The sequence below is a fragment of the Buttiauxella sp. S19-1 genome (assembly GCF_022134725.1).
GTDB lineage: Bacteria > Pseudomonadota > Gammaproteobacteria > Enterobacterales > Enterobacteriaceae > Buttiauxella > Buttiauxella ferragutiae.
In genome coordinates, this window is sequence record NZ_JAHWLU010000026.1 from 1 (window position 1) to 17,335 (window position 17,335).

Below are 17,335 nucleotides of genomic sequence, written 5' to 3' on the forward strand. Positions count from 1 at the left end.
CTATCACATTGATTTTTATTGGTTATTGTTTTTACCAACTGGTCTTAATAAATATCATCATTCATTGAAAACCCAAATAGGAAAGAGTCTCATTCGCTGTGAAAAAGAAGGGCTTTTCATTTCTTTACATTCGCATTTAACTTAAAGTTTGTTTTTTGTACGCTGCTTTATTAATAACCTATAACCAGAATAACCATAAAAGGGTATTGGTCGTATTTTTAAAATAGAAAAATAGGGGGTGGATATTGAGCCCCCTGAATAACGTTCCAGTTTTCCGGACAGGGAAATGAAACATTCAATTATTCAACATCATCAGCCTGCCGGGGAGTGAGTACCGCCAGTGTTTCAAGCCGCACTGGTGTTAACGGCACTCTCGGCTGCGGTATCGGCCAGTCAAGCAGGTAACGGGCGGCGGTGACGCAGATTTTCCCCTGGCACGCTCCCATCCCACAGCGGCTATTGAGTTTGCAGGCAGTCCAACCGGCCTGGGTATTGATTTGCCCCAGCGTCACATCTTCACAGCGGCACAAAAAAGTGTCTGCGGCACCCAGAGTTTTAAGTGCCTGATTTAGCAAAAAGGTTTGGCTGACTGCGGTGGCAAAACGTTGCCATTTGCTGCGTTTTGCCAGCAATGCTTGCGCAGCCGCTGTATTACCACTGGCAGCATATCCGGCAATTGCGCCTTCCACCAAAGCGAGTTCACTTCCACCCACACCGGTGCATTCACCAGCCGCATACAGGTTGGCAATACTGGTTTGCTGCCATTCATCAACGGAAATGGCTGCATTTTCTATCCGGCAACCCAACAACATGGCTAATTCGATATTGGCTACCAGCCCAAACCCGCAGGCTAAACGATCACAAGCTATGGTTCGAATTTGTCCACCTTGTTGGACACGAACGGCGGCAAGCCGCTGCTGGCCTTGCGCTTCCAGCACATAACTGTTTGGGCGATAGCATCGGTTAATTAAACCTAATGACTGCCGCACTTTCGCAGGCCACTGCCACAGCCCTTTGGCGAATGTGACGAGTCTGCTCATCGCGGCTTGTTCGGCCAGCAACGTGACTTTACCGCCCGCTTTACTGACGCTGTCGGCAACCGCCAGTAGCAACGGCCCGCTTCCGGCTATCACCACCCGTTCGCCACGCAACGATAAGCCGTTTTTGATTTGTGCCTGTAAGCCACCGGCACCTGTCACCCCCGGTAAAGTCCAGCCAGGGAAGGGCAGTAACAGTTCGCGCGCGCCACAGCATAAAATTAACCGTTGGTAGTCGATAGTCCCGCAACCTTTGTCATTTTCGTACAACAGTTGCTGTGGCGCGCTTTGTGCCACCACTTTGCTGCCGCTGAGCAGGGTAAAGTGTTCTAACGCATCAATGGCTTGCCGATATTGGCGGGCGAGAGCGGGTAACTCGACTTCAGGCCCATCGCGCCAGATTTGCCCGCCAGGACGCGGATTATCATCAAGCATCACGATTCGTTGCTGGCTTTCACCTGCCGCCAGCGCAGCGGCCATTCCGGCAGGGCCAGCGCCGATAATCAACACGTCGCATTGCAGGTTATTCATTTATTCCCACTCCGTTCGATTCTCATCTCGGGCTGGCACAAAGTTTGGCAGGCCAGTCGTTGCACACCATCAATGATGACCCGGCATTCCTGACACACACCCATGCCACAGAAAGCCGCTCGCGGTTGCTGGCTGACGGAAATTCGGCAGTAATCTTGCCCGCTTAAGCTGAGTGCTGCCGCCACGGTGATGCCTTCTGGTACCTGATAAGGTTGTCCGGCGAGGGTTAAGGAGATCAGTTTCATAAGAGGCACTCGTCTGTGGCGAACATACGCGCAGCCAGATAAGGAGTGTCATCAATGGCGGTGCGCTGTTGTTGGATTTGCGCGGCAATCAATGCCGCACTGCCCATCGCCGTGGTGACGCCAAGACCTTCATGTCCGAGCGCCAACCACAGCCATGAATAATCCGGATGGGGACCAAGCAAGGGAAGGCCATCGGCCGACGCTGCCCTAAACCCCGCCCAGCAGCGGATGATGTTCATTTTTGCCAGCTCGGGCAGGTAGTCTGTAGCGCGTTTAAGCATGGTGGCGAGCAAAGGCATGTCGATGGCTGGGTTGAGGGTGTCAAACTGGCGTGAGGAACCAATCAGCAATTGGCCGGTTGGGCGAGCCTGCACGTTAAAGGCCACGGATGTGCCGTCGGAAGCATGCGCACTGGCTCCATAACCTAGATCCACCAGTTGGTGTTTTACCGTGTGTGGATAGCGGTCGGTGATCGCCAGTTGGCCTTTTTTGGCTCGCAGTAGCGGCGTTGCCAGCAGTTTGTCGGCCTGTAAACCACAGGCTAAGGTGATAACCGGTGCGCTAAATCGCTGCCCACTCGCCAAAACCACCGACTGCTGTTCCAGTGCTACGACTTCACCGTAAATCCGCTGGACGGCTTGCCCCGCATCGTCAACCAACCAACGGGCCGCATTCGGGGCGTAAATAATGCCATCTCCCGGCACGCGCAAACCACCGGCTAATCCGCCACGTAGCATCGGTTCAAGTTGTGCCACCTGTTGTGGGGTCAGAAGTTCACTGTTCACGCCAAATGCGGCCATCCGTTGCTGTTTAACTTCCGCAATCGCCATTTCTTCGGGCTTTTCTGCCAGCCACAAGGTACCGCAGTCGCGCCAGGCGCAGTCTTCCGGCATACGGTCGACCACGCTGCGCCACAAATTCAACGAATAACTACTCAGCGCAAGTTCAGCGGGGTTGTCATCCATACACACCAAATGCCCCATGCCAGCAGCGGTCGCGCCAGGGCGTTGGTCGTCAACCAGCAACACCCGTAACCCTTGTTGTGCTAACTGCCATGCGCAGGCCGTACCGATAATACCCGCGCCAATGACAATCGCATCGGCGGTCGCCATTAACGTATCCCCCAGGCAAACGGGTCGCGTTCATCCAGTAACAATTGGCTATCGGCACAGACAAAAGCTTGCCCGCGAATAAACGGTGTCACTGTGTTTCCGGCATTGGGCTGGTAATAACCGCTGAACTCACTGCCGATCACGCTGGCCTGGCGCCAGATTTCACCTGGTAATAATTTGCCATCTGCGGCCAGGCAAGCCAGTTTGGCACTGGTTCCGGTGCCACACGGCGAGCGGTCATACGCTTTGCCAGGGCATAAAACAAAATTGCGGCTGTCGGCCTGTTCGTCGTCGCAGAAGAGTTCAATATGATCGATAACTCCGCCGTCTTCCCCGTAAATCCCCGCGTTTTCTAGCGCCTGGCGTACCGTCCAACTGAAGGCGGTTAGGGCTTCAATATTGTTAGTGGCGATGCTCAAGTGATGGTCGCTGATGAGGAAGAACCAGTTTCCCCCCCAGGCAATATCTCCGGTAACTTCGCCATAGCCTTCAACAGACACGGCGACTTGCTGGCGGTAACGATAAGCGGGGACATTTTCGATAGTTACACTGCCATCTTCATGCAACGTTGCGCTCACCGTGCCAACCGGGGTTTCAATCTGGTGTTCGCCCACAGCAATGTGACCAAGATACGCCAGAGAGGTGATGAGCCCAATGGTGCCGTGGCCGCACATGCCGAGATAGCCGCTATTATTGAAGAAGATCACCCCGGCGGCGGCGTGTGGAGAGCAGGGCTGGCAGAGCAACGCGCCCACTAATACATCGTTGCCACGCGGTTCCAGAATGATAGCACTACGCCAGTCATCATAATGTTCAGCGAAAAGCGCTTTACGCTCAGCCATGCTGCCACGGCCCAGGTCGGGAAAACCATCGATAATCAACCTGGTAGGTTCACCACCGGTGTGGGAGTCAATCGCGCGTAATGCGATGAAAGGGGATGCAGGTGTCATGGGTGTCTCTCAATGGTTAATTAAATGTTACCAATAGATTAAGACTGACCGAATCCCGCCATCACGGCTTGACCTTTTTCGGCAACGGCGATGCCGAAATCAGCACAATGCAAAATGGCCTGAGCCCACATCACGTAACTCACCCTTGAAAGAACAAAAGTTTGTGGCAATCCGCATATTCGCTATAACGCGCTTGATAAGTTAAAGAAAAGTTAATATTGATCCAATGGAGTTAAAAATAACCCACTGCAACCACTCGCGGGAAAAGGTATTGCGATGCAATTAATCCCTGGTTTGAAGGCTCCTCCGCAGGCTCCCTGTCTTCCTGAGCCAGAAGCGGAAGAGTGCTTTGCTGTCGATCAACTCAAATTGCTCTGTGATGGACTGGCACAGCAGCGCCCCAGTTCGTTACGTAGTATGTTGAATTCACTGGCATTGATTGCCCCGCTGCTGAACGCGATTCCCAATGTGGTGTTCTTTATTAAAGACAAGCAGGCGCGCTATTTGCTGGCGAACCTCACATTAGCCAAACGTTGTGGTTTTAAAACGGTGACACCATTGTTAGGGAAAACGTCGGCAGATGTTTTCCCGACCCAGTTAGGTTCAGGCTATACAGAGCAAGATCTTCGGGTATTACATCACGGTGTGCAGATTCAGGATCAGCTTGAAATGCACCTGTACAGTGGCCGTGAAACCGGCTGGTGTCTGACGCAAAAGCTGGCGCTGTATGACCGGCAGGGCAAGATTATCGGCATGGCCGGGATTTCACACGACTTGCAGGAAGCGAAGGCCAATCACCCGGCTTATCAACGCCTGGCGGCACTGGATGTCTATATCCGCCAGCATTATGACCGGCCAATCGCAATGGATGAGTTAAGGGCGCTGACCGGTCTTTCGGTTGCGCAAATTGAGCGTTACTGCAAACGTATTTTCCACCTGACGCCGCGCCAGATGATCCACAAAGTCCGGCTGGAGAAGGCCACCGAACTGTTAGCCAGCGATCTGCCGATTACCGATATCGCTATCCAGTGCGGTTATACCGATCACAGCGCCTTCAGCCGCCAGTTTAAAGCCATGACCGGCTCCACCCCTCGCGATTTTCGTGCCACGTTAGTTCCCTAATCCCCTGAAGTTATTACTTTTATGATGTGGCTGCGTCAGTGCTTTTGCTGCGCGCAGCCCGCTAGCATTGTGCCAATTTCGTCCTCGCATTCGGTGAAAACCGTCAAGCCGCTACTGAGAAATCAGGTCAATCTGTTCTCGAATTTCACCAAATATTAACCATCAATTAACAATTCAGGCGAAAGGACAAACACGATGAGCCATAAAGCGATTAACTGGAGCGGTGTGTTCCCTGCGGTCAGTACTCAATTTCGTAACGATTATTCTCTGGATCTTGATGCCACCCATGCGGTGATTAAAAACCTGGTCAAAGACGGTGTGTCTGGCCTGGTGGTTTGCGGCACTGTGGGTGAGAACACCTCCATGACGATGCAGGAAAAACTGGCAGTGATCGAGGTGGCGAAAGACGCCGCACAAGGCAAAGTGCCTGTTATTGCAGGGATTGCCGAATTCACCACTGCCTTTGCACAGAATATGGCGCGTGAAGCAGAAAAAGCTGGTGTCGACGGCGTCATGGTGATGCCAGCACTGGTTTATTCATCCAAACCACACGAAACCGCAGCACATTTCCGCAGTGTAGCCAGTGCCACCAACCTGCCAATCATGGTTTACAACAACCCGCCAATTTATAAAAACGATGTCACGCCAGACATCCTGACCACGCTGGTCGATTGCGACAACATCGTCTGTTTCAAAGACTCCTCTGGCGATACCCGCCGCTTTATCGATTTACGCAATGCGGTAGGTGACCGCTTCGTGCTATTCGCCGGGCTGGACGATGTGGTACTGGAAAGCCTTGCCGTGGGTGCAGAAGGGTGGATCTCTGGAATGTCGAATGCTTTCCCACGCGAAGGGGAAACCTTGTTCCGCCTGGCGAAGCAAAAACGCTTCGAAGAAGCCCTGGCACTGTATAGCTGGTTTATGCCGTTGCTGCATTTGGATGCCCGTCCGGACCTGGTGCAGTGTATCAAACTGTGCGAAGAGCGCGTGGGCCGTGGCAGCGCGGTGACCCGTCCACCACGTTTGGCATTGCAGGGTGAAACTCTGCAAGAGGTGACGGCAATTATCGACGCCGCTCTGGCTAACCGTCCGACGCTGCCTGACGTCGGCCTGTAATCCTCCATGACGGCCCGGCATTTCACCGGGCTTTATCGGGCAATCGAACAGGGGAAACCGATGCCGACTCACAGCACTTACAACCTTAGCGGTAAACAGTTTATTGGCGGGCAGCGGATAGCCAGTGGTGACGCCGAACTCATCAGCCTGCGGGCCGATAATAATCAACCAACTGGTTATCGTTTTTATCAAGCCAGCCCGGCAGAGGTGGATGCCGCAGCACAAGCTGCTGCCCAGGCATTCAATATTTATTCACAAACCAGTGCCGAGCAGCGCGCTGATTTTCTGGCGGCTATCGCCGATGAGCTGGATGCGTTGGGAGAAGACTTTTTTGCTTTTGCCGCACAGGAAACCGCTTTGCCTCTCGCTCGTCTGAACGGTGAGCGCGGCAGAACCAGCGGGCAGATGCGTTTGTTTGCCGAACTGTTGCGCAGTGGCCGCGTGCACGCGGCAAGGATTGATTGCGCATTACCAAACCGAACTCCGTTGCCGCGACCTGATTTACGGCAGTACCGCATTGCACTTGGCCCAGTTGCAGTGTTTGGTGCCAGCAACTTCCCGCTGGCGTTTTCTACCGCCGGTGGCGATACCGCTGCTGCGTTGGCTGCTGGTTGCCCAGTGGTGTTCAAGGCACATAGCGGCCATATGATCACCGCTGAGTTGACCGCGCAAGCGGTTGAGCGTGCAGTGCAAAAACAGCAGATGCCAGCGGGCGTTTTCAACATGGTATTCGGCGGCAGTATCGGCGCAGACTTAGTGAAACACCCGGCAATCCAGGCGGTGGGTTTTACCGGTTCATTGCAAGGTGGCAGGGCATTATTTGATTTAGCGATGCAGCGCCCACAACCGATTCCGGTGTTTGCCGAAATGTCGAGCATCAACCCCGTGGTGGTTATGCCACAAGCGCTGGCTCAGCGTGGCAAACAGATAGCCCAGGAGTTGGTTGCCTCTTTCACGCTGGGCTGCGGCCAGTTCTGCACTAAGCCTGGGCTAATTATTGGCCAGCGCAGCGCGGCCTTCAGCCAGTTGATCGCCGATTTGCAAAACCATGTTAGTGCTTGCTCACCACAACCAATGTTGAATGCCGGTACCCGCGACCATTATCTGAGTGGTTTGCAAGCATTAGAAAGGCATCCGCAGCTTCGGCATTTGGCAGGGAGCCGGGAAGAACAAGCCCATCTGGCGGTCGCTCAGTTGTATCAGGCCGAAAGCAATTTGCTTCTCAACGCCGACCCTTTGTTGCAGCAAGAAGTCTTTGGCCCGGTGGCCATCGTGGTGGAAGTTGCCGACCGGCAGCAGTTGCTTGCCGCGCTGGATAACCTGCAAGGGCAACTGACCGCCACGTTATTGGCCGATGAAGAAGACCTGGCTGAGGCGAGTTCACTGGCGCAATTACTCACCCGTAAAGCGGGGCGAGTGTTGTTTAACGGCTACCCAACCGGTGTGGAAGTCTGTGAAGCCATGGTGCACGGCGGCCCCTATCCGGCGACCAGCGATGCGCGTGGTACCTCGGTCGGAACCCTGGCAATCGAGCGTTTTTTGCGCCCGGTCTGCCTGCAAAACTACCCGGCCGCACTGTTACCGCCAGCATTGCAGGACAGCAACCCGCTGAATCTGCTGCGCTTAGTTAACGGTGAATACACTCGCGCAGCCCTCCATTCGCCTGCCGGTCAATAAATCATTGGAAAGGTACTACCATGACAACACAGGGCAAATTTAAAAAGCAGCTGACCCTTACCGATCTGACGTTTATCGGTTTGGGTGCAATTTTTGGTTCCGGATGGTTGTTCGCCGCCAGTCATGTTGCTTCCATCGCGGGGCCGGCAGGGATCTATTCGTGGTTGATTGGCGGCGTGGCCGTGCTGTTACTCGGCATTGTTTATTGCGAACTGGGTGCCGCACTTCCTCGCGCCGGTGGCATCATTCGTTATCCGGTATTTTCCCACGGGGAACTGATGGGGTATTTGTTGGGGTTTATCACCCTGATTGCATTTTCCAGCCTGATCTCGATAGAGATCGTTGCCGCCCGGCAATATGCTGCGGCCTGGTTCCCGTCGCTAAGTAAGCCTGGTTCCGGTGACCCCACAATGATCGGTTGGGTGGCGCAATTCATCTTGCTGTGTATTTTCTTTGTGCTGAATTACTACAGTGTCAAAACCTTTGCTAAATCCAATAACCTGATCAGCATCCTCAAGTTCATTGTGCCGGTACTGGTGATCGTGGTGTTGTTCACATTCTTCAAACCTGAAAACTTGCACAGCCAGGGCTTTGCGCCATTTGGTTCGGCCGGAGTGGAAGCGGCAATTTCTGCCGGTGGCATCATCTTCGCGTATCTGGGGCTGACGCCGATTATTTCGGTGGCCAGCGAAGTACAAAACCCGCAGAAAACTATCCCGATCGCTCTGATTTTGTCGGTGGTGCTTTCCACGATTATCTATGTGCTGTTGCAACTTGCCTTCCTCGGCAGTATTCCTGCCGATTTGCTAAGTGGTGGCTGGCAAGGTATCAGCCAGCACTTTTCGCTGCCGTACCGTGATATTGCCGTGACGCTAGGGATGGGGTGGTTGGCCTTCCTGGTGGTGAGCGACGCGATTGTTTCGCCAAGCGGTACTGGCAACATCTATATGAATGCCACGCCGCGCGTGATCTATGGCTGGGCGAGGGCAGGGACATTCTTCAAAGTTTTCACCCGTGTTGATGGCGAGTCCGGTATTCCGCGTCCGGCGCTGTGGTTAACGTTCGGGCTTTCTATCTTCTGGACGTTGCCGTTCCCGTCATGGGAAAAGTTAATTGGCGTCGTTTCTGCCGCACTGGTTCTGAGCTATGCCATTGCTCCGGTTACCGCCGCCGGTTTACGCCGCAATGCGCCGGATATGCCGCGTCCGTTCTTTGTCAGGGGCTTTTGTGTATTAGGGCCGGTGTCGTTCATCATTTCGGCATTGATCGTTTACTGGTCTGGCTGGAATACCGTGTCCTGGCTGCTTGGCCTGCAAATCGTGATGTTCTTTGTCTATATTCTGTTTAAAAACAAAGTGCCGACTCATAACGTTAGCCTTAAGCAGCAGGTCTGGTCCTCACTGTGGTTGATCGCGTTCTACGCGTTGATCATTGTGGCTTCTTATTTGGGCAGTTTTGGCGGGATCAATGCGATTGGTCACCCATGGGATACCTTACTGGTGGCGGGCATCGCGCTGCTAATTTATTACTGGGGTGCTTACACTTGTTTGCCTAAGGCGAATTTCGTCGGGGATGAAGAAGAGTGATGCTAAGGGAGGAAAGGGTAATGACATCAACCGTTAAACTGACTCTGGTAGAGGCTTATCAACTGGCGTATCAAGCTTTGCTGCGTAATGGTTTCAGCGCCGCACATGCCGACGCGGTGGCAAAGAACGTCACCGCCGGAGAGCGCGATGGCTGCCATTCTCATGGTTTGTATCGGGTGCTGGGATGCGTTCGCTCATTGAAAGCAGGGAAGGTAGCAGCAGATGCGGAGTCGACCCTCATCGACAACGCGCCAGCGATTTTACGTGTCGATGCGCAGGGTGGTTTCTCGTTGCTGGCTTATCAAGCGGCGTTGCCTGTATTTATCGACAAAGTACGTCACTGCGGTATTGCTGCACTGGCTATCAACCATTGCGTTCATTTTTCTGCGCTGTGGGCAGACATTGAGCCGCTGACCGAGCAAGGATTGGTGGCGCTGGCCTGCACCCCAAGCCATGCCTGGGTTACACCCGCTGGCGGGAACCAACCGCTATTTGGCACCAACCCGATAGCTTTTGGTTGGCCACGCCAGGGGAAAGCACCGTTTGTGTTTGATATGGCGACCAGCGCTGCCGCACGCGGTGAAATTGAACTGCATCGCCGGGCGAATAAACCGTTACCTGAAGGCTGGGGAATTGACAGCCATGGACAACCGTCTACCGACGCCGCCAGTGTGCTGCAAGGTGCCATGCTGACATTTGGGGGGCATAAAGGCTCGGCATTGGCGGCGATGGTCGAACTGATTGCCGGGCCATTGATTGGTGATATGACCAGTAAAGAATCTTTGGCATACGACCAACAGAGCGGTTCTTCGCCTTATGGAGGAGAACTGATTATTGCCATGGATCCTGAGCGTTTTCTGGGTGCGGATAAAGAGATGCATTTAGCCCGAGCAGAAGTTCTCTTTAACGATATGGCCGCACAAGGAGCCAGAATCCCAGGCGAGCGGCGTTTTAAAGCGCGTCAACACAGTGAGCAGTTCGGTGTGGAGTTGCCGCTGGCGTTATATGAAGAGATAGTGGCGTTGAGTTAGTCACTTCAACGGGCTTCTCACCAAATCGTGAGCTATCACCCTGTAAAACAACGCGGAACGTGGTTAATAGGTAACTCGCCAAGTTCAGGCGCTTTAGCCAACAGGATGCAGTATGGAAAATTACGCGAACATAAGTGGTGACTCACAGGTTGTCAGTTTCCAGATTGATGCCAACTCAATTAAAGTGCGCTTCAAAAATAATCATGTGTATCTCTACGATCTTCGCCACCCTGGACCCGAGCGCCTGGAGAAGATGAAAGAGTTGGCGCGTGCTGGTTGGGGCCTGAACACTTATATAGAAAGTGAAGTGAAATCCGATTTTTCATCAAAAGTATTTTAACTCTCAAAAGTGTGGAAAAGCTGCCTGCCTTAGGTGGGCAGCTAAATTTGGATTTTATCTTTCAAAAATAAGTAATTATTTTGATTCATGCGAGCTCAGATGAAGCACTGGTATTCTGCCAACTTAAATGTATAGCAATTGCTATACATTACTCTTGTGTTATGCTGATAAAGTAATCACCACACATGGAGTTTTTATATGAAATCAGATGTTCAACTCAACCTTAGAGCTAAGGAATCCCAGCGGGCGCTCATTGATGCAGCCGCCGAGATCCTCCATAAATCGCGAACAGACTTTATATTGGAAATGGCCTGTCAGGCGGCAGAGAATGTGATACTTGATCGACGTGTATTCAATTTTAATGACGAACAATACGCTGAGTTCATAGATATGCTTGATGCTCCGCTTTCAGATGACCCAGCCGTTAAGAAATTACTCGCAAGGAAGCCTCAGTGGGACTAGTAACAGCTCCTGAGCCTCTGACAAGTTCTCATCAGCTAGCGGAATTCGTGAGTGGAGAGTCAGTTCTTGATGATTGGTTAAAGCAAAGAGGGTTAAAAAACCACGCTTACGGAGCTGCAAGGACGTTTGTCATTTGTAAGAAGGAATCGAAACAAGTAGCGGGCTTTTACTCACTGGCAACTGGAAGTGTCAACCATACTGAAGCTACGGGTGGTCTTCGTCGTAATATGCCGGACCCAATACCCGTTATTATACTTGCGCGTCTGGCAGTGGACCTTTCTTTCCGGGGAAAAGGTCTGGGAGCCGATCTGCTTCACGATGCAGTACTGCGATGCTACAGGGTGGCCGAAAATATCGGTGTCCGGGCCATTATGGTCCATGCACTTACTGAAGAAGCCAAACAATTCTATATTCATCATGGTTTTAAACCATTGCAAACGCAGGAGCGAACATTATTTTTTAAACTTCCGAAAGATGTGGAGGGGACTTAACCCTATGATTTTATGCGAACCATCTTGGTTCATGAAGTAAAGGACCTTTGCAGGCAATTTAACATAATATACATTATGCGCACCAAGGTATAGATAGACGGGAATTACAGCTTTTTGGTCATGGTTTTGCTCACATGCTGACGCGCCTCCGGCTTGCCCAACCCGACAACCACCGGAAAAAATTCCGGTATTTCGTCGCGTTCCTGAATGGCTTATCATCACTTCCGCAGTCTGTGCGCGATTATGCTGAGTGGATGGCCATGTTGCTGCGGCACCGGCTAAAAATGACATGCTTGAAGCCCTGAAGAAGCTTCAGTCGCGTTCTGAGCAAATCTTTGGCAAAAAGCCTGGCTGATTCAACCGTTATTAATGAGTGCGACGACAACTTAATACCGTGCTTACCAGTGAATCGTATCTGGCCAGACCCACTCCGTATTATTCATGGTATTCAGCATTTTTGTATCCGGCTTTTCACGGGCATATTGACTCCATAGTGAATCAAAGGAGCAAAGGATCTTATCCAGTTTTTCTTTTCTCTTTGCAGGTGGCTGACTGAGGAAATAACAACACCGGCTGTCAATGTTGTCCTCAAGCCATTCAAAGTCAGAGTCAGCTGCGCTGCTGGCCAGTTTTATCATCACTTCTGCCCGGTTACCCGGCAGAAACTCCTGTAAAGCAGACTCCAGAAGATGCTCGAATGCATACATAATGGATAACTGTTTTTTATCTGTCTGGATGTAACTCATTGAACGTCTGAGGATTGCAGACTGAAGCAAGACCAGTGGCCATAACAGTTCCACGCCATAAAGCTGATAGGAATCCCCTTCTTCATACTGATACTGCTCAGTACGGCGACAACCTTCCCGGGCTTTGCGGATGTCATAGGCCAGGGCCAGCATAAAGCCATCTTTAATCTTTATCAGAGGACTTTCGTCCACAACGAAATGGATAAACTGGTGTAATTCATCCAGTGCTGCCGTATCTCCCCATAAAATAATACCGGCATTATTGGGTGTTAATTCAAATCGAAACATAACGTCCATCTTCTCATTATTTCAGTATGAAAAAAGACTATCAGTAATGATTTCATTCAGCATCCAGTATTAAACAAAACACAGTGATTAATTGAAAAGAAACAGGATTAATGGTCATTTCAATTGAGCCAGATAACGGTCTGTTTAATTGAGGTTTGACAAAGGTAGGCTAAGGAAGAATCCAGTGTTTAATCAACCTGATTGCCCTGGTTGCTGATAGCCTCTGAAAGCTCTTTCTCCAGCGCTGATACCATCACGTTCTGCCTTCCTCCATAATCTCTGGCCGTTCTGCCAAAAAATCTGCATCTGCTTTAGTAAGGTAAGTTCAACCACCGTGCCACCACGGTGGTTGAACAACCTTACTCAACGTTAATCGCAATCGATGATTCCGAGTTGTTTGGCCATAAACAGTTCGTTCCGCTCGACAACTTTCTCGATTAACTCATCAAGCTGAAGTTATTTACTCAACCGCGTGTACAATGCGCAAGTCGCGTTCGACCGCATTGCCTAGAACTGCCAGAGCTTTTTGATATGCAGCAGCTTCATATGCAGCCACCGCTTGTGCGAAATTGGGGAATTCGATCACAACCGTTCGCTCTTTCATTCCCTGTTCCCGCACCTCTTCTGCGATCCCTCTTATGATAAACCGCCCTCCTGATGCCTCAATTGCCTTGGTGGCAAGTACCGAATAAGCGGCAAGCACAGTTTGATCCTTAATAGAGCGGTACGAAGTAACCCAATAGGCTTTGCTCATCCTGGTCTCTCCTAATGTATTTTCTGATACCGTCAAATCTATAACTTTTGATCGTCAGAAGTAGTGCATCCAAGAATATTGTCAACGATTACCGGGCTTTCCCAATAGGTAATGGAAGGCGTTGTATTGTACGTTTCCTTAATAAATTCGTGCCAACTGTCCGTATACCAGGCCTCCGCTGCAGCCTTCGTCGTCCAAAGGTATACACCACCGGAGGAGATGCCGTCCTCCGATAAGATGTAGTACTTGCGCACAAGACCTTCGATCGTCTTATATCGAGGCGCTGTTGAAAGAAATATCTTTTTCCCTTCTTCTCTCGTAATCGCCTTATTAAGTTTCATTGTCACAATAACGGTAATCATATATATCCCCTTAGAATGAATGTTAGGCCTGATTTTCGAAAAACCACGGCTTTTTTTACACGAATACACACGAGGCAAAACTATCTATTAATGGCAAAACGTGATGTTGAACCAGATGGATATAAACGAAAAAATTTACAGTTCGCCGGTCAAAAAATGTGCCACGCCATGACCAAAACTCCAGTCCGCATCGGAGTTGATAGTGATCGATACCATGACGTCACTTGGAGCAATTCCGCAGTGTTCCTGAAGCTCACAGCAAAGTTCGTGATAGAAGGTCTTCTTGGATTGTTCCGTTCTTGGTCGAGAAACGACCGAGACAATGACAATATTTCTGGTCCGGACAATGCCCAGACCAGTGTCCTCGGCAATGAGATGTGAAGCCTTGTGTTCGTTGACCACCTGATAGCGGTCACGTTCAGGCACATCGAATGCCTTCAGCATTGCTCGGTGGGCAGCATCCAACATTATCTTGATTTCTTTCTCACTTCGTCCTTCGACGATGTCAAATTTGATGAGAGGCATATTGTTCTCCTGTTTATGGTTGGATTAGGCCAACGTTGCATAATGCTCTTTTGGCACGTACAGAAACGAACCCAGTCATGGACTGTCTCCTGATAAATAAAGCTGTGACGGTCAGTGTTTGCACAGTGTAGATTGCGCCCATACGCGTGGGTAGCTATCCTAACGCAAACACATTGTTCAAAATTTTGTCGTACGGATAACTACAACTTGAAAAATCCGGCGCGACTTCATTGAAGGATGGAGCTATGAAACGGGACGAAGTGGACGGATTCTGGAGACACTTGCATTGGCTGGCCGTACTGCAAGAACAAGGTAGTTTCAGCAAAGCAGCGTTCAACCTCGGTGTTAGCAAGGCATCGATGAGCCAGCATATTGCTGACCTCGAAAGAGCTGCGGGTATCTCACTGGTGCAAAGGACGACCCGGAGCGCAACGCTCACTGAGGCGGGTAAACAACTGGTCATGTCGACACAAGGTGCCTTCGAGCAGATAGCTATGGGTTTTGCGAGCGTTCGAGACTTGGCTGGGGTACCAAGGGGAAAATTGCGCGTCACCGCACCTGTCGCGTTTGCACGGCAGCAACTATTGCCACACTTGCCCAAATTCCTGCGTAGCTATCCCGAGATCCAACTGGAGCTAGACATGTCCGATCGGATTCGGCCCCTGGCGCAGGAAGGATACGACATCGCGGTTCGCCACACCGACTCCCCTCCTGAGACCCATGTAGCATGGACGCTTGCGCCCACTCGCACGGTATTGGCCGCAAGCCCGTCATACCTTCAAGAACGCGGCATGCCCGAGACGCCGGAAGCGTTATCGTTGCATGCATGCTTACACTATCCACGTACCCAGGGGAGCACAACCTGGATATTTGTTCCTGCAGCTAACAACGCGCAGAGCAATGACGCTGTGTATCCCAACCAGGTGACCGTGCCGATAGCGGGGCCAATAGCCGTCAACAACAGCGAAGCACTACGCAATATGGCAATTGAAGGCATGGGGATAGTGCTTTTACCCGACTTCAGCGCGCAGTCAGCACTGGACTCTGGCAGCCTGGTTGAAGTCCTACCGCAATGGAGACCGACAGAAGTATTCGGTGAATGGCTCTATATCATTCGCCCGTATTCCGCACATACATCGCGGGTGTCACAAGTGTTCATCGAGTTCCTCCGCAGCGCATTTTCCGCTGGTTTTTCATCCCGTTCGTTCAAATTGATTGAATCGTCCCAGCTTCCGGTGATGGCCCTTCCCGACTCAGCCTCAGAACTGACGGGAAAAAGGCCCAACGTCACCGTGAAATAGCATATGGCGCCCGCCGAACCGGGAAATATATAGTTTCTCGATTGATATCACGTTGATCGAAAAAAACAGTTCTGAACTTTCTGATTAATGAATCTGGCTTATTAAAACAGGTCAGATATTTCTTTCACCTAATGCCTGTATCCTGCAGAAAATCAACTTAACACCCTTTTCTCTCTATTCAGCAATAGCAGCATCTAATTGTGGATATTTAATTTGAGGAGTGACTGTTCTATAATTTTTGAGACTCACGCCTGGACTTATGCATCTTTTCTTTTAAATAATTTATGTGGCCGCGAGTATTCCATCCCAAACAAATCAAGGCACCCATTGCATAGGCCACTAAATCCCACCAATCCGGTGTGGAGCCAAACACGACTCTTAGCAAATGGCTCTCGAATTGATAGTCGGCCTTAACGGCCAGTAATTGACAAAGCTCAACTCCAGCGCCAGCCAGGAATGAAATACAGGTGAGTAAAAATGGCTTCGCTTTGACTATTGCAGCCAGCGAGTAGTAAATCCACATCGTAGCCAGAACGTCTCCTCCAAGGCTTCGTATCAATCCCCATTTTGACCCCAAAGTTGCCAGGATAGCCAACATCACGAACAGTATGATGGAGCATACAAAATTGAAGCGTTCAAACCGTAAACTCATAACAAATATCACCTGAAAGAAGTTCAATGAAAAAAGGTATCTCTTTAAGAAACAATCCAATTTTTAAAAATACCAACATGAAAACTTAAGCCAGCGCCGTTATCCGCGTGTGATTAAGATAAGCAAGCACAGCGGCACTCGGTTCGTGTTTACGGCTCACCATCATCAGGTTCGCTGATAGATCCGGCGCGTCAAGAAGCCGATAAACTACACCAGGGATCGCCACCTGCGCTAGCGGTGCAGGAACCAGAGCGATACCCAGCCCGGCTCCGGCCATGGCGAGGACGCTAAGTGAACTGGAGATTCGCCAGGCAATATTTAGCGAATCGCCAAGCAGCCTTTGTAATTGCCTATCCAGGTGTGAATCCACATCGTTTATTGAATACATAATCAAGGGCTCATGGGCCAGCATGTCTATGGTCAGGCTCTCTTTTGCGGCGAGTTTATGGTCGCTGGACATCACAACCACCCTTCCCCATTGACCCACCGATTGATAGACAAAAGCAGAGTCATGATCCGGATAGTAATCAGGCATATAACCCACATCCAGCGTTCCGTTGTGGATGGCCTCACGCTGAAGCTGTGGTGCCAGTTCCTGGCAAATTAATTCAGCATCCGGATAAGCCTTGTGAAAAGATCGTACATCCTGCATCAGTCTGCCACTGAAGACGGCATTACCGGCAAAGCCGATTCGCACCCGGCCTGTTTCACCACGAATAGAACGCTCAACGGCAAGGCGCGTATGTTCCATTTGCTCCAGAGTCCGTGCGGCTTCAGTTTGCAAAAGCTTCCCGGCTTCAGTCAGTTCAACCCGACGGCTGGTGCGAATGAATAATGGGCCGCCCAGCTCAGTTTCCAGGGATTTTATCTGCATGCTCAGTGCAGGTTGAACAATATTGAGCCGTTCCGCCGCCCGGCCAAAATGCCGTTCTTCGGCGACGGCTAAAAAATACTTCAGGTGACGTAGATCCATAATGGCTCCATCAATCATTTAAAATGATTAATCA

19 protein-coding genes are annotated in these 17,335 nt (G+C 50.9%); 9 read left to right on the top strand and 10 right to left on the bottom strand.

Annotated elements, in window-relative coordinates; all coding sequences use genetic code 11:
* Window positions 1-299 precede the first annotated feature (299 nt).
* Genes MES37_RS08580 through MES37_RS08595 form a run of 4 tightly spaced genes read right to left on the bottom strand, consistent with a single transcriptional unit; the run spans window position 300 to window position 3,875 of the window.
* Window positions 300-1,568, bottom strand: coding sequence for an FAD-dependent oxidoreductase (locus tag MES37_RS08580; protein ID WP_237931101.1), 1,269 nt, complete (start codon window positions 1,566-1,568; stop codon window positions 300-302).
* Window positions 1,565-1,813: a (2Fe-2S)-binding protein gene (locus tag MES37_RS08585; protein ID WP_121813497.1), complete on the bottom strand. Its 249-nt coding sequence runs from the start codon at window positions 1,811-1,813 to the stop codon at window positions 1,565-1,567. The genes MES37_RS08580 and MES37_RS08585 overlap by 4 nt, the downstream gene beginning before the upstream one ends.
* Window positions 1,810-2,925 carry an NAD(P)/FAD-dependent oxidoreductase gene (locus MES37_RS08590; RefSeq protein ID WP_121813496.1) on the bottom strand — a complete coding sequence of 372 codons (1,116 nt, stop codon included), beginning with the start codon at window positions 2,923-2,925 and terminating at the stop codon, window positions 1,810-1,812. Before MES37_RS08590 ends, MES37_RS08585 begins: the two co-directional genes overlap by 4 nt.
* Window positions 2,925-3,875, bottom strand: coding sequence for a 4-hydroxyproline epimerase (locus MES37_RS08595; RefSeq protein WP_133521484.1), 951 nt, complete (start codon window positions 3,873-3,875; stop codon window positions 2,925-2,927). Before MES37_RS08595 ends, MES37_RS08590 begins: the two co-directional genes overlap by 1 nt.
* Window positions 3,876-4,151: 276 nt before the next feature.
* Between MES37_RS08595 and MES37_RS08600 the strand changes: the two genes are divergently transcribed.
* From MES37_RS08600 to MES37_RS08635, 8 genes are all read left to right on the top strand, one after another.
* Window positions 4,152-4,997: an AraC family transcriptional regulator gene (locus MES37_RS08600; protein WP_064546689.1), complete on the top strand. Its 846-nt coding sequence runs from the start codon at window positions 4,152-4,154 to the stop codon at window positions 4,995-4,997.
* A 195-nt stretch (window positions 4,998-5,192) separates the two neighbouring features.
* A complete protein-coding gene (locus MES37_RS08605) occupies window positions 5,193-6,113 on the top strand; it encodes a dihydrodipicolinate synthase family protein (RefSeq protein ID WP_064546691.1) in 921 nt (306 codons plus the stop codon).
* Window positions 6,114-6,173: 60 nt separating this feature from the next.
* On the top strand, window positions 6,174-7,790 hold the full coding sequence (locus MES37_RS08610) for an aldehyde dehydrogenase (NADP(+)) (protein WP_237931135.1): 1,617 nt from the start codon (window positions 6,174-6,176) through the stop codon (window positions 7,788-7,790).
* Between the two features lie 20 nt (window positions 7,791-7,810).
* A complete protein-coding gene (locus MES37_RS08615; RefSeq protein ID WP_064546695.1) occupies window positions 7,811-9,376 on the top strand; it encodes an APC family permease in 1,566 nt (521 codons plus the stop codon).
* Window positions 9,377-9,396: 20 nt separating this feature from the next.
* Window positions 9,397-10,407: an Ldh family oxidoreductase gene (locus MES37_RS08620; protein ID WP_064546697.1), complete on the top strand. Its 1,011-nt coding sequence runs from the start codon at window positions 9,397-9,399 to the stop codon at window positions 10,405-10,407.
* Window positions 10,408-10,519: 112 nt separating this feature from the next.
* Window positions 10,520-10,747, top strand: coding sequence for a hypothetical protein (locus MES37_RS08625; RefSeq protein ID WP_064546700.1), 228 nt, complete (start codon window positions 10,520-10,522; stop codon window positions 10,745-10,747).
* A gap of 198 nt (window positions 10,748-10,945) precedes the next feature.
* Window positions 10,946-11,209 (top strand): type II toxin-antitoxin system TacA family antitoxin, encoded by a 264-nt coding sequence (locus tag MES37_RS08630; protein WP_237931104.1) that lies wholly within the window; start codon window positions 10,946-10,948, stop codon window positions 11,207-11,209.
* Complete coding sequence (locus MES37_RS08635) at window positions 11,200-11,700, top strand: GNAT family N-acetyltransferase (RefSeq protein ID WP_237931106.1); 501 nt, start codon at window positions 11,200-11,202, stop codon at window positions 11,698-11,700. Before MES37_RS08630 ends, MES37_RS08635 begins: the two co-directional genes overlap by 10 nt.
* A gap of 398 nt (window positions 11,701-12,098) precedes the next feature.
* On the opposite strand, the gene MES37_RS08640 is transcribed toward MES37_RS08635, so the two are convergent.
* From MES37_RS08640 to MES37_RS08655, 4 genes are all read right to left on the bottom strand, one after another.
* A complete protein-coding gene (locus MES37_RS08640; RefSeq protein WP_237931108.1) occupies window positions 12,099-12,734 on the bottom strand; it encodes a DUF6904 family protein in 636 nt (211 codons plus the stop codon).
* Window positions 12,735-13,194: 460 nt separating this feature from the next.
* Window positions 13,195-13,488, bottom strand: coding sequence for a DUF1330 domain-containing protein (locus tag MES37_RS08645; protein ID WP_064546708.1), 294 nt, complete (start codon window positions 13,486-13,488; stop codon window positions 13,195-13,197).
* A 38-nt stretch (window positions 13,489-13,526) separates the two neighbouring features.
* Window positions 13,527-13,850 carry a hypothetical protein gene (locus tag MES37_RS08650; protein ID WP_237931110.1) on the bottom strand — a complete coding sequence of 108 codons (324 nt, stop codon included), beginning with the start codon at window positions 13,848-13,850 and terminating at the stop codon, window positions 13,527-13,529.
* Window positions 13,851-13,985: 135 nt separating this feature from the next.
* A complete protein-coding gene (locus tag MES37_RS08655) occupies window positions 13,986-14,375 on the bottom strand; it encodes a tautomerase family protein (RefSeq protein WP_237931113.1) in 390 nt (129 codons plus the stop codon).
* A 245-nt stretch (window positions 14,376-14,620) separates the two neighbouring features.
* On the opposite strand from MES37_RS08655, the gene MES37_RS08660 reads away from it, so the two are divergent.
* Window positions 14,621-15,676 carry a LysR family transcriptional regulator gene (locus MES37_RS08660; protein ID WP_083963377.1) on the top strand — a complete coding sequence of 352 codons (1,056 nt, stop codon included), beginning with the start codon at window positions 14,621-14,623 and terminating at the stop codon, window positions 15,674-15,676.
* Between the two features lie 229 nt (window positions 15,677-15,905).
* Here the strand turns inward: MES37_RS08660 and MES37_RS08665 are convergent, their stop codons facing one another.
* Complete coding sequence (locus tag MES37_RS08665) at window positions 15,906-16,328, bottom strand: ribosomal maturation YjgA family protein (protein ID WP_237931121.1); 423 nt, start codon at window positions 16,326-16,328, stop codon at window positions 15,906-15,908.
* An 85-nt stretch (window positions 16,329-16,413) separates the two neighbouring features.
* Window positions 16,414-17,301, bottom strand: a complete 888-nt coding sequence (locus MES37_RS08670; RefSeq protein WP_237931122.1) for a LysR substrate-binding domain-containing protein — start codon at window positions 17,299-17,301, stop codon at window positions 16,414-16,416.
* Between the last annotated feature and the right edge of the window lie 34 nt (window positions 17,302-17,335).

Bases quoted from the DNA above. Each gene is read 5' to 3' on its own strand.
- MES37_RS08590 (WP_121813496.1), bottom strand. From the start codon at position 2,925: ATGGCGACCGCCGATGCGATTGTCATTGGCGCGGGTATTATCGGTACG.
- MES37_RS08580 (WP_237931101.1), bottom strand. From the start codon at position 1,568: ATGAATAACCTGCAATGCGACGTGTTGATTATCGGCGCTGGCCCTGCC.
- MES37_RS08595 (WP_133521484.1), bottom strand. From the start codon at position 3,875: ATGACACCTGCATCCCCTTTCATCGCATTACGCGCGATTGACTCCCAC.
- MES37_RS08670 (WP_237931122.1), bottom strand. From the start codon at position 17,301: ATGGATCTACGTCACCTGAAGTATTTTTTAGCCGTCGCCGAAGAACGG.
- MES37_RS08630 (WP_237931104.1), top strand. From the start codon at position 10,946: ATGAAATCAGATGTTCAACTCAACCTTAGAGCTAAGGAATCCCAGCGG.
- MES37_RS08615 (WP_064546695.1), top strand. From the start codon at position 7,811: ATGACAACACAGGGCAAATTTAAAAAGCAGCTGACCCTTACCGATCTG.
- MES37_RS08585 (WP_121813497.1), bottom strand. From the start codon at position 1,813: ATGAAACTGATCTCCTTAACCCTCGCCGGACAACCTTATCAGGTACCA.
- MES37_RS08625 (WP_064546700.1), top strand. From the start codon at position 10,520: ATGGAAAATTACGCGAACATAAGTGGTGACTCACAGGTTGTCAGTTTC.
- MES37_RS08610 (WP_237931135.1), top strand. From the start codon at position 6,174: ATGCCGACTCACAGCACTTACAACCTTAGCGGTAAACAGTTTATTGGC.
- MES37_RS08650 (WP_237931110.1), bottom strand. From the start codon at position 13,850: ATGATTACCGTTATTGTGACAATGAAACTTAATAAGGCGATTACGAGA.
- MES37_RS08665 (WP_237931121.1), bottom strand. From the start codon at position 16,328: ATGAGTTTACGGTTTGAACGCTTCAATTTTGTATGCTCCATCATACTG.
- MES37_RS08620 (WP_064546697.1), top strand. From the start codon at position 9,397: ATGACATCAACCGTTAAACTGACTCTGGTAGAGGCTTATCAACTGGCG.
- MES37_RS08605 (WP_064546691.1), top strand. From the start codon at position 5,193: ATGAGCCATAAAGCGATTAACTGGAGCGGTGTGTTCCCTGCGGTCAGT.
- MES37_RS08645 (WP_064546708.1), bottom strand. From the start codon at position 13,488: ATGAGCAAAGCCTATTGGGTTACTTCGTACCGCTCTATTAAGGATCAA.
- MES37_RS08655 (WP_237931113.1), bottom strand. From the start codon at position 14,375: ATGCCTCTCATCAAATTTGACATCGTCGAAGGACGAAGTGAGAAAGAA.
- MES37_RS08660 (WP_083963377.1), top strand. From the start codon at position 14,621: ATGAAACGGGACGAAGTGGACGGATTCTGGAGACACTTGCATTGGCTG.
- MES37_RS08640 (WP_237931108.1), bottom strand. From the start codon at position 12,734: ATGTTTCGATTTGAATTAACACCCAATAATGCCGGTATTATTTTATGG.
- MES37_RS08600 (WP_064546689.1), top strand. From the start codon at position 4,152: ATGCAATTAATCCCTGGTTTGAAGGCTCCTCCGCAGGCTCCCTGTCTT.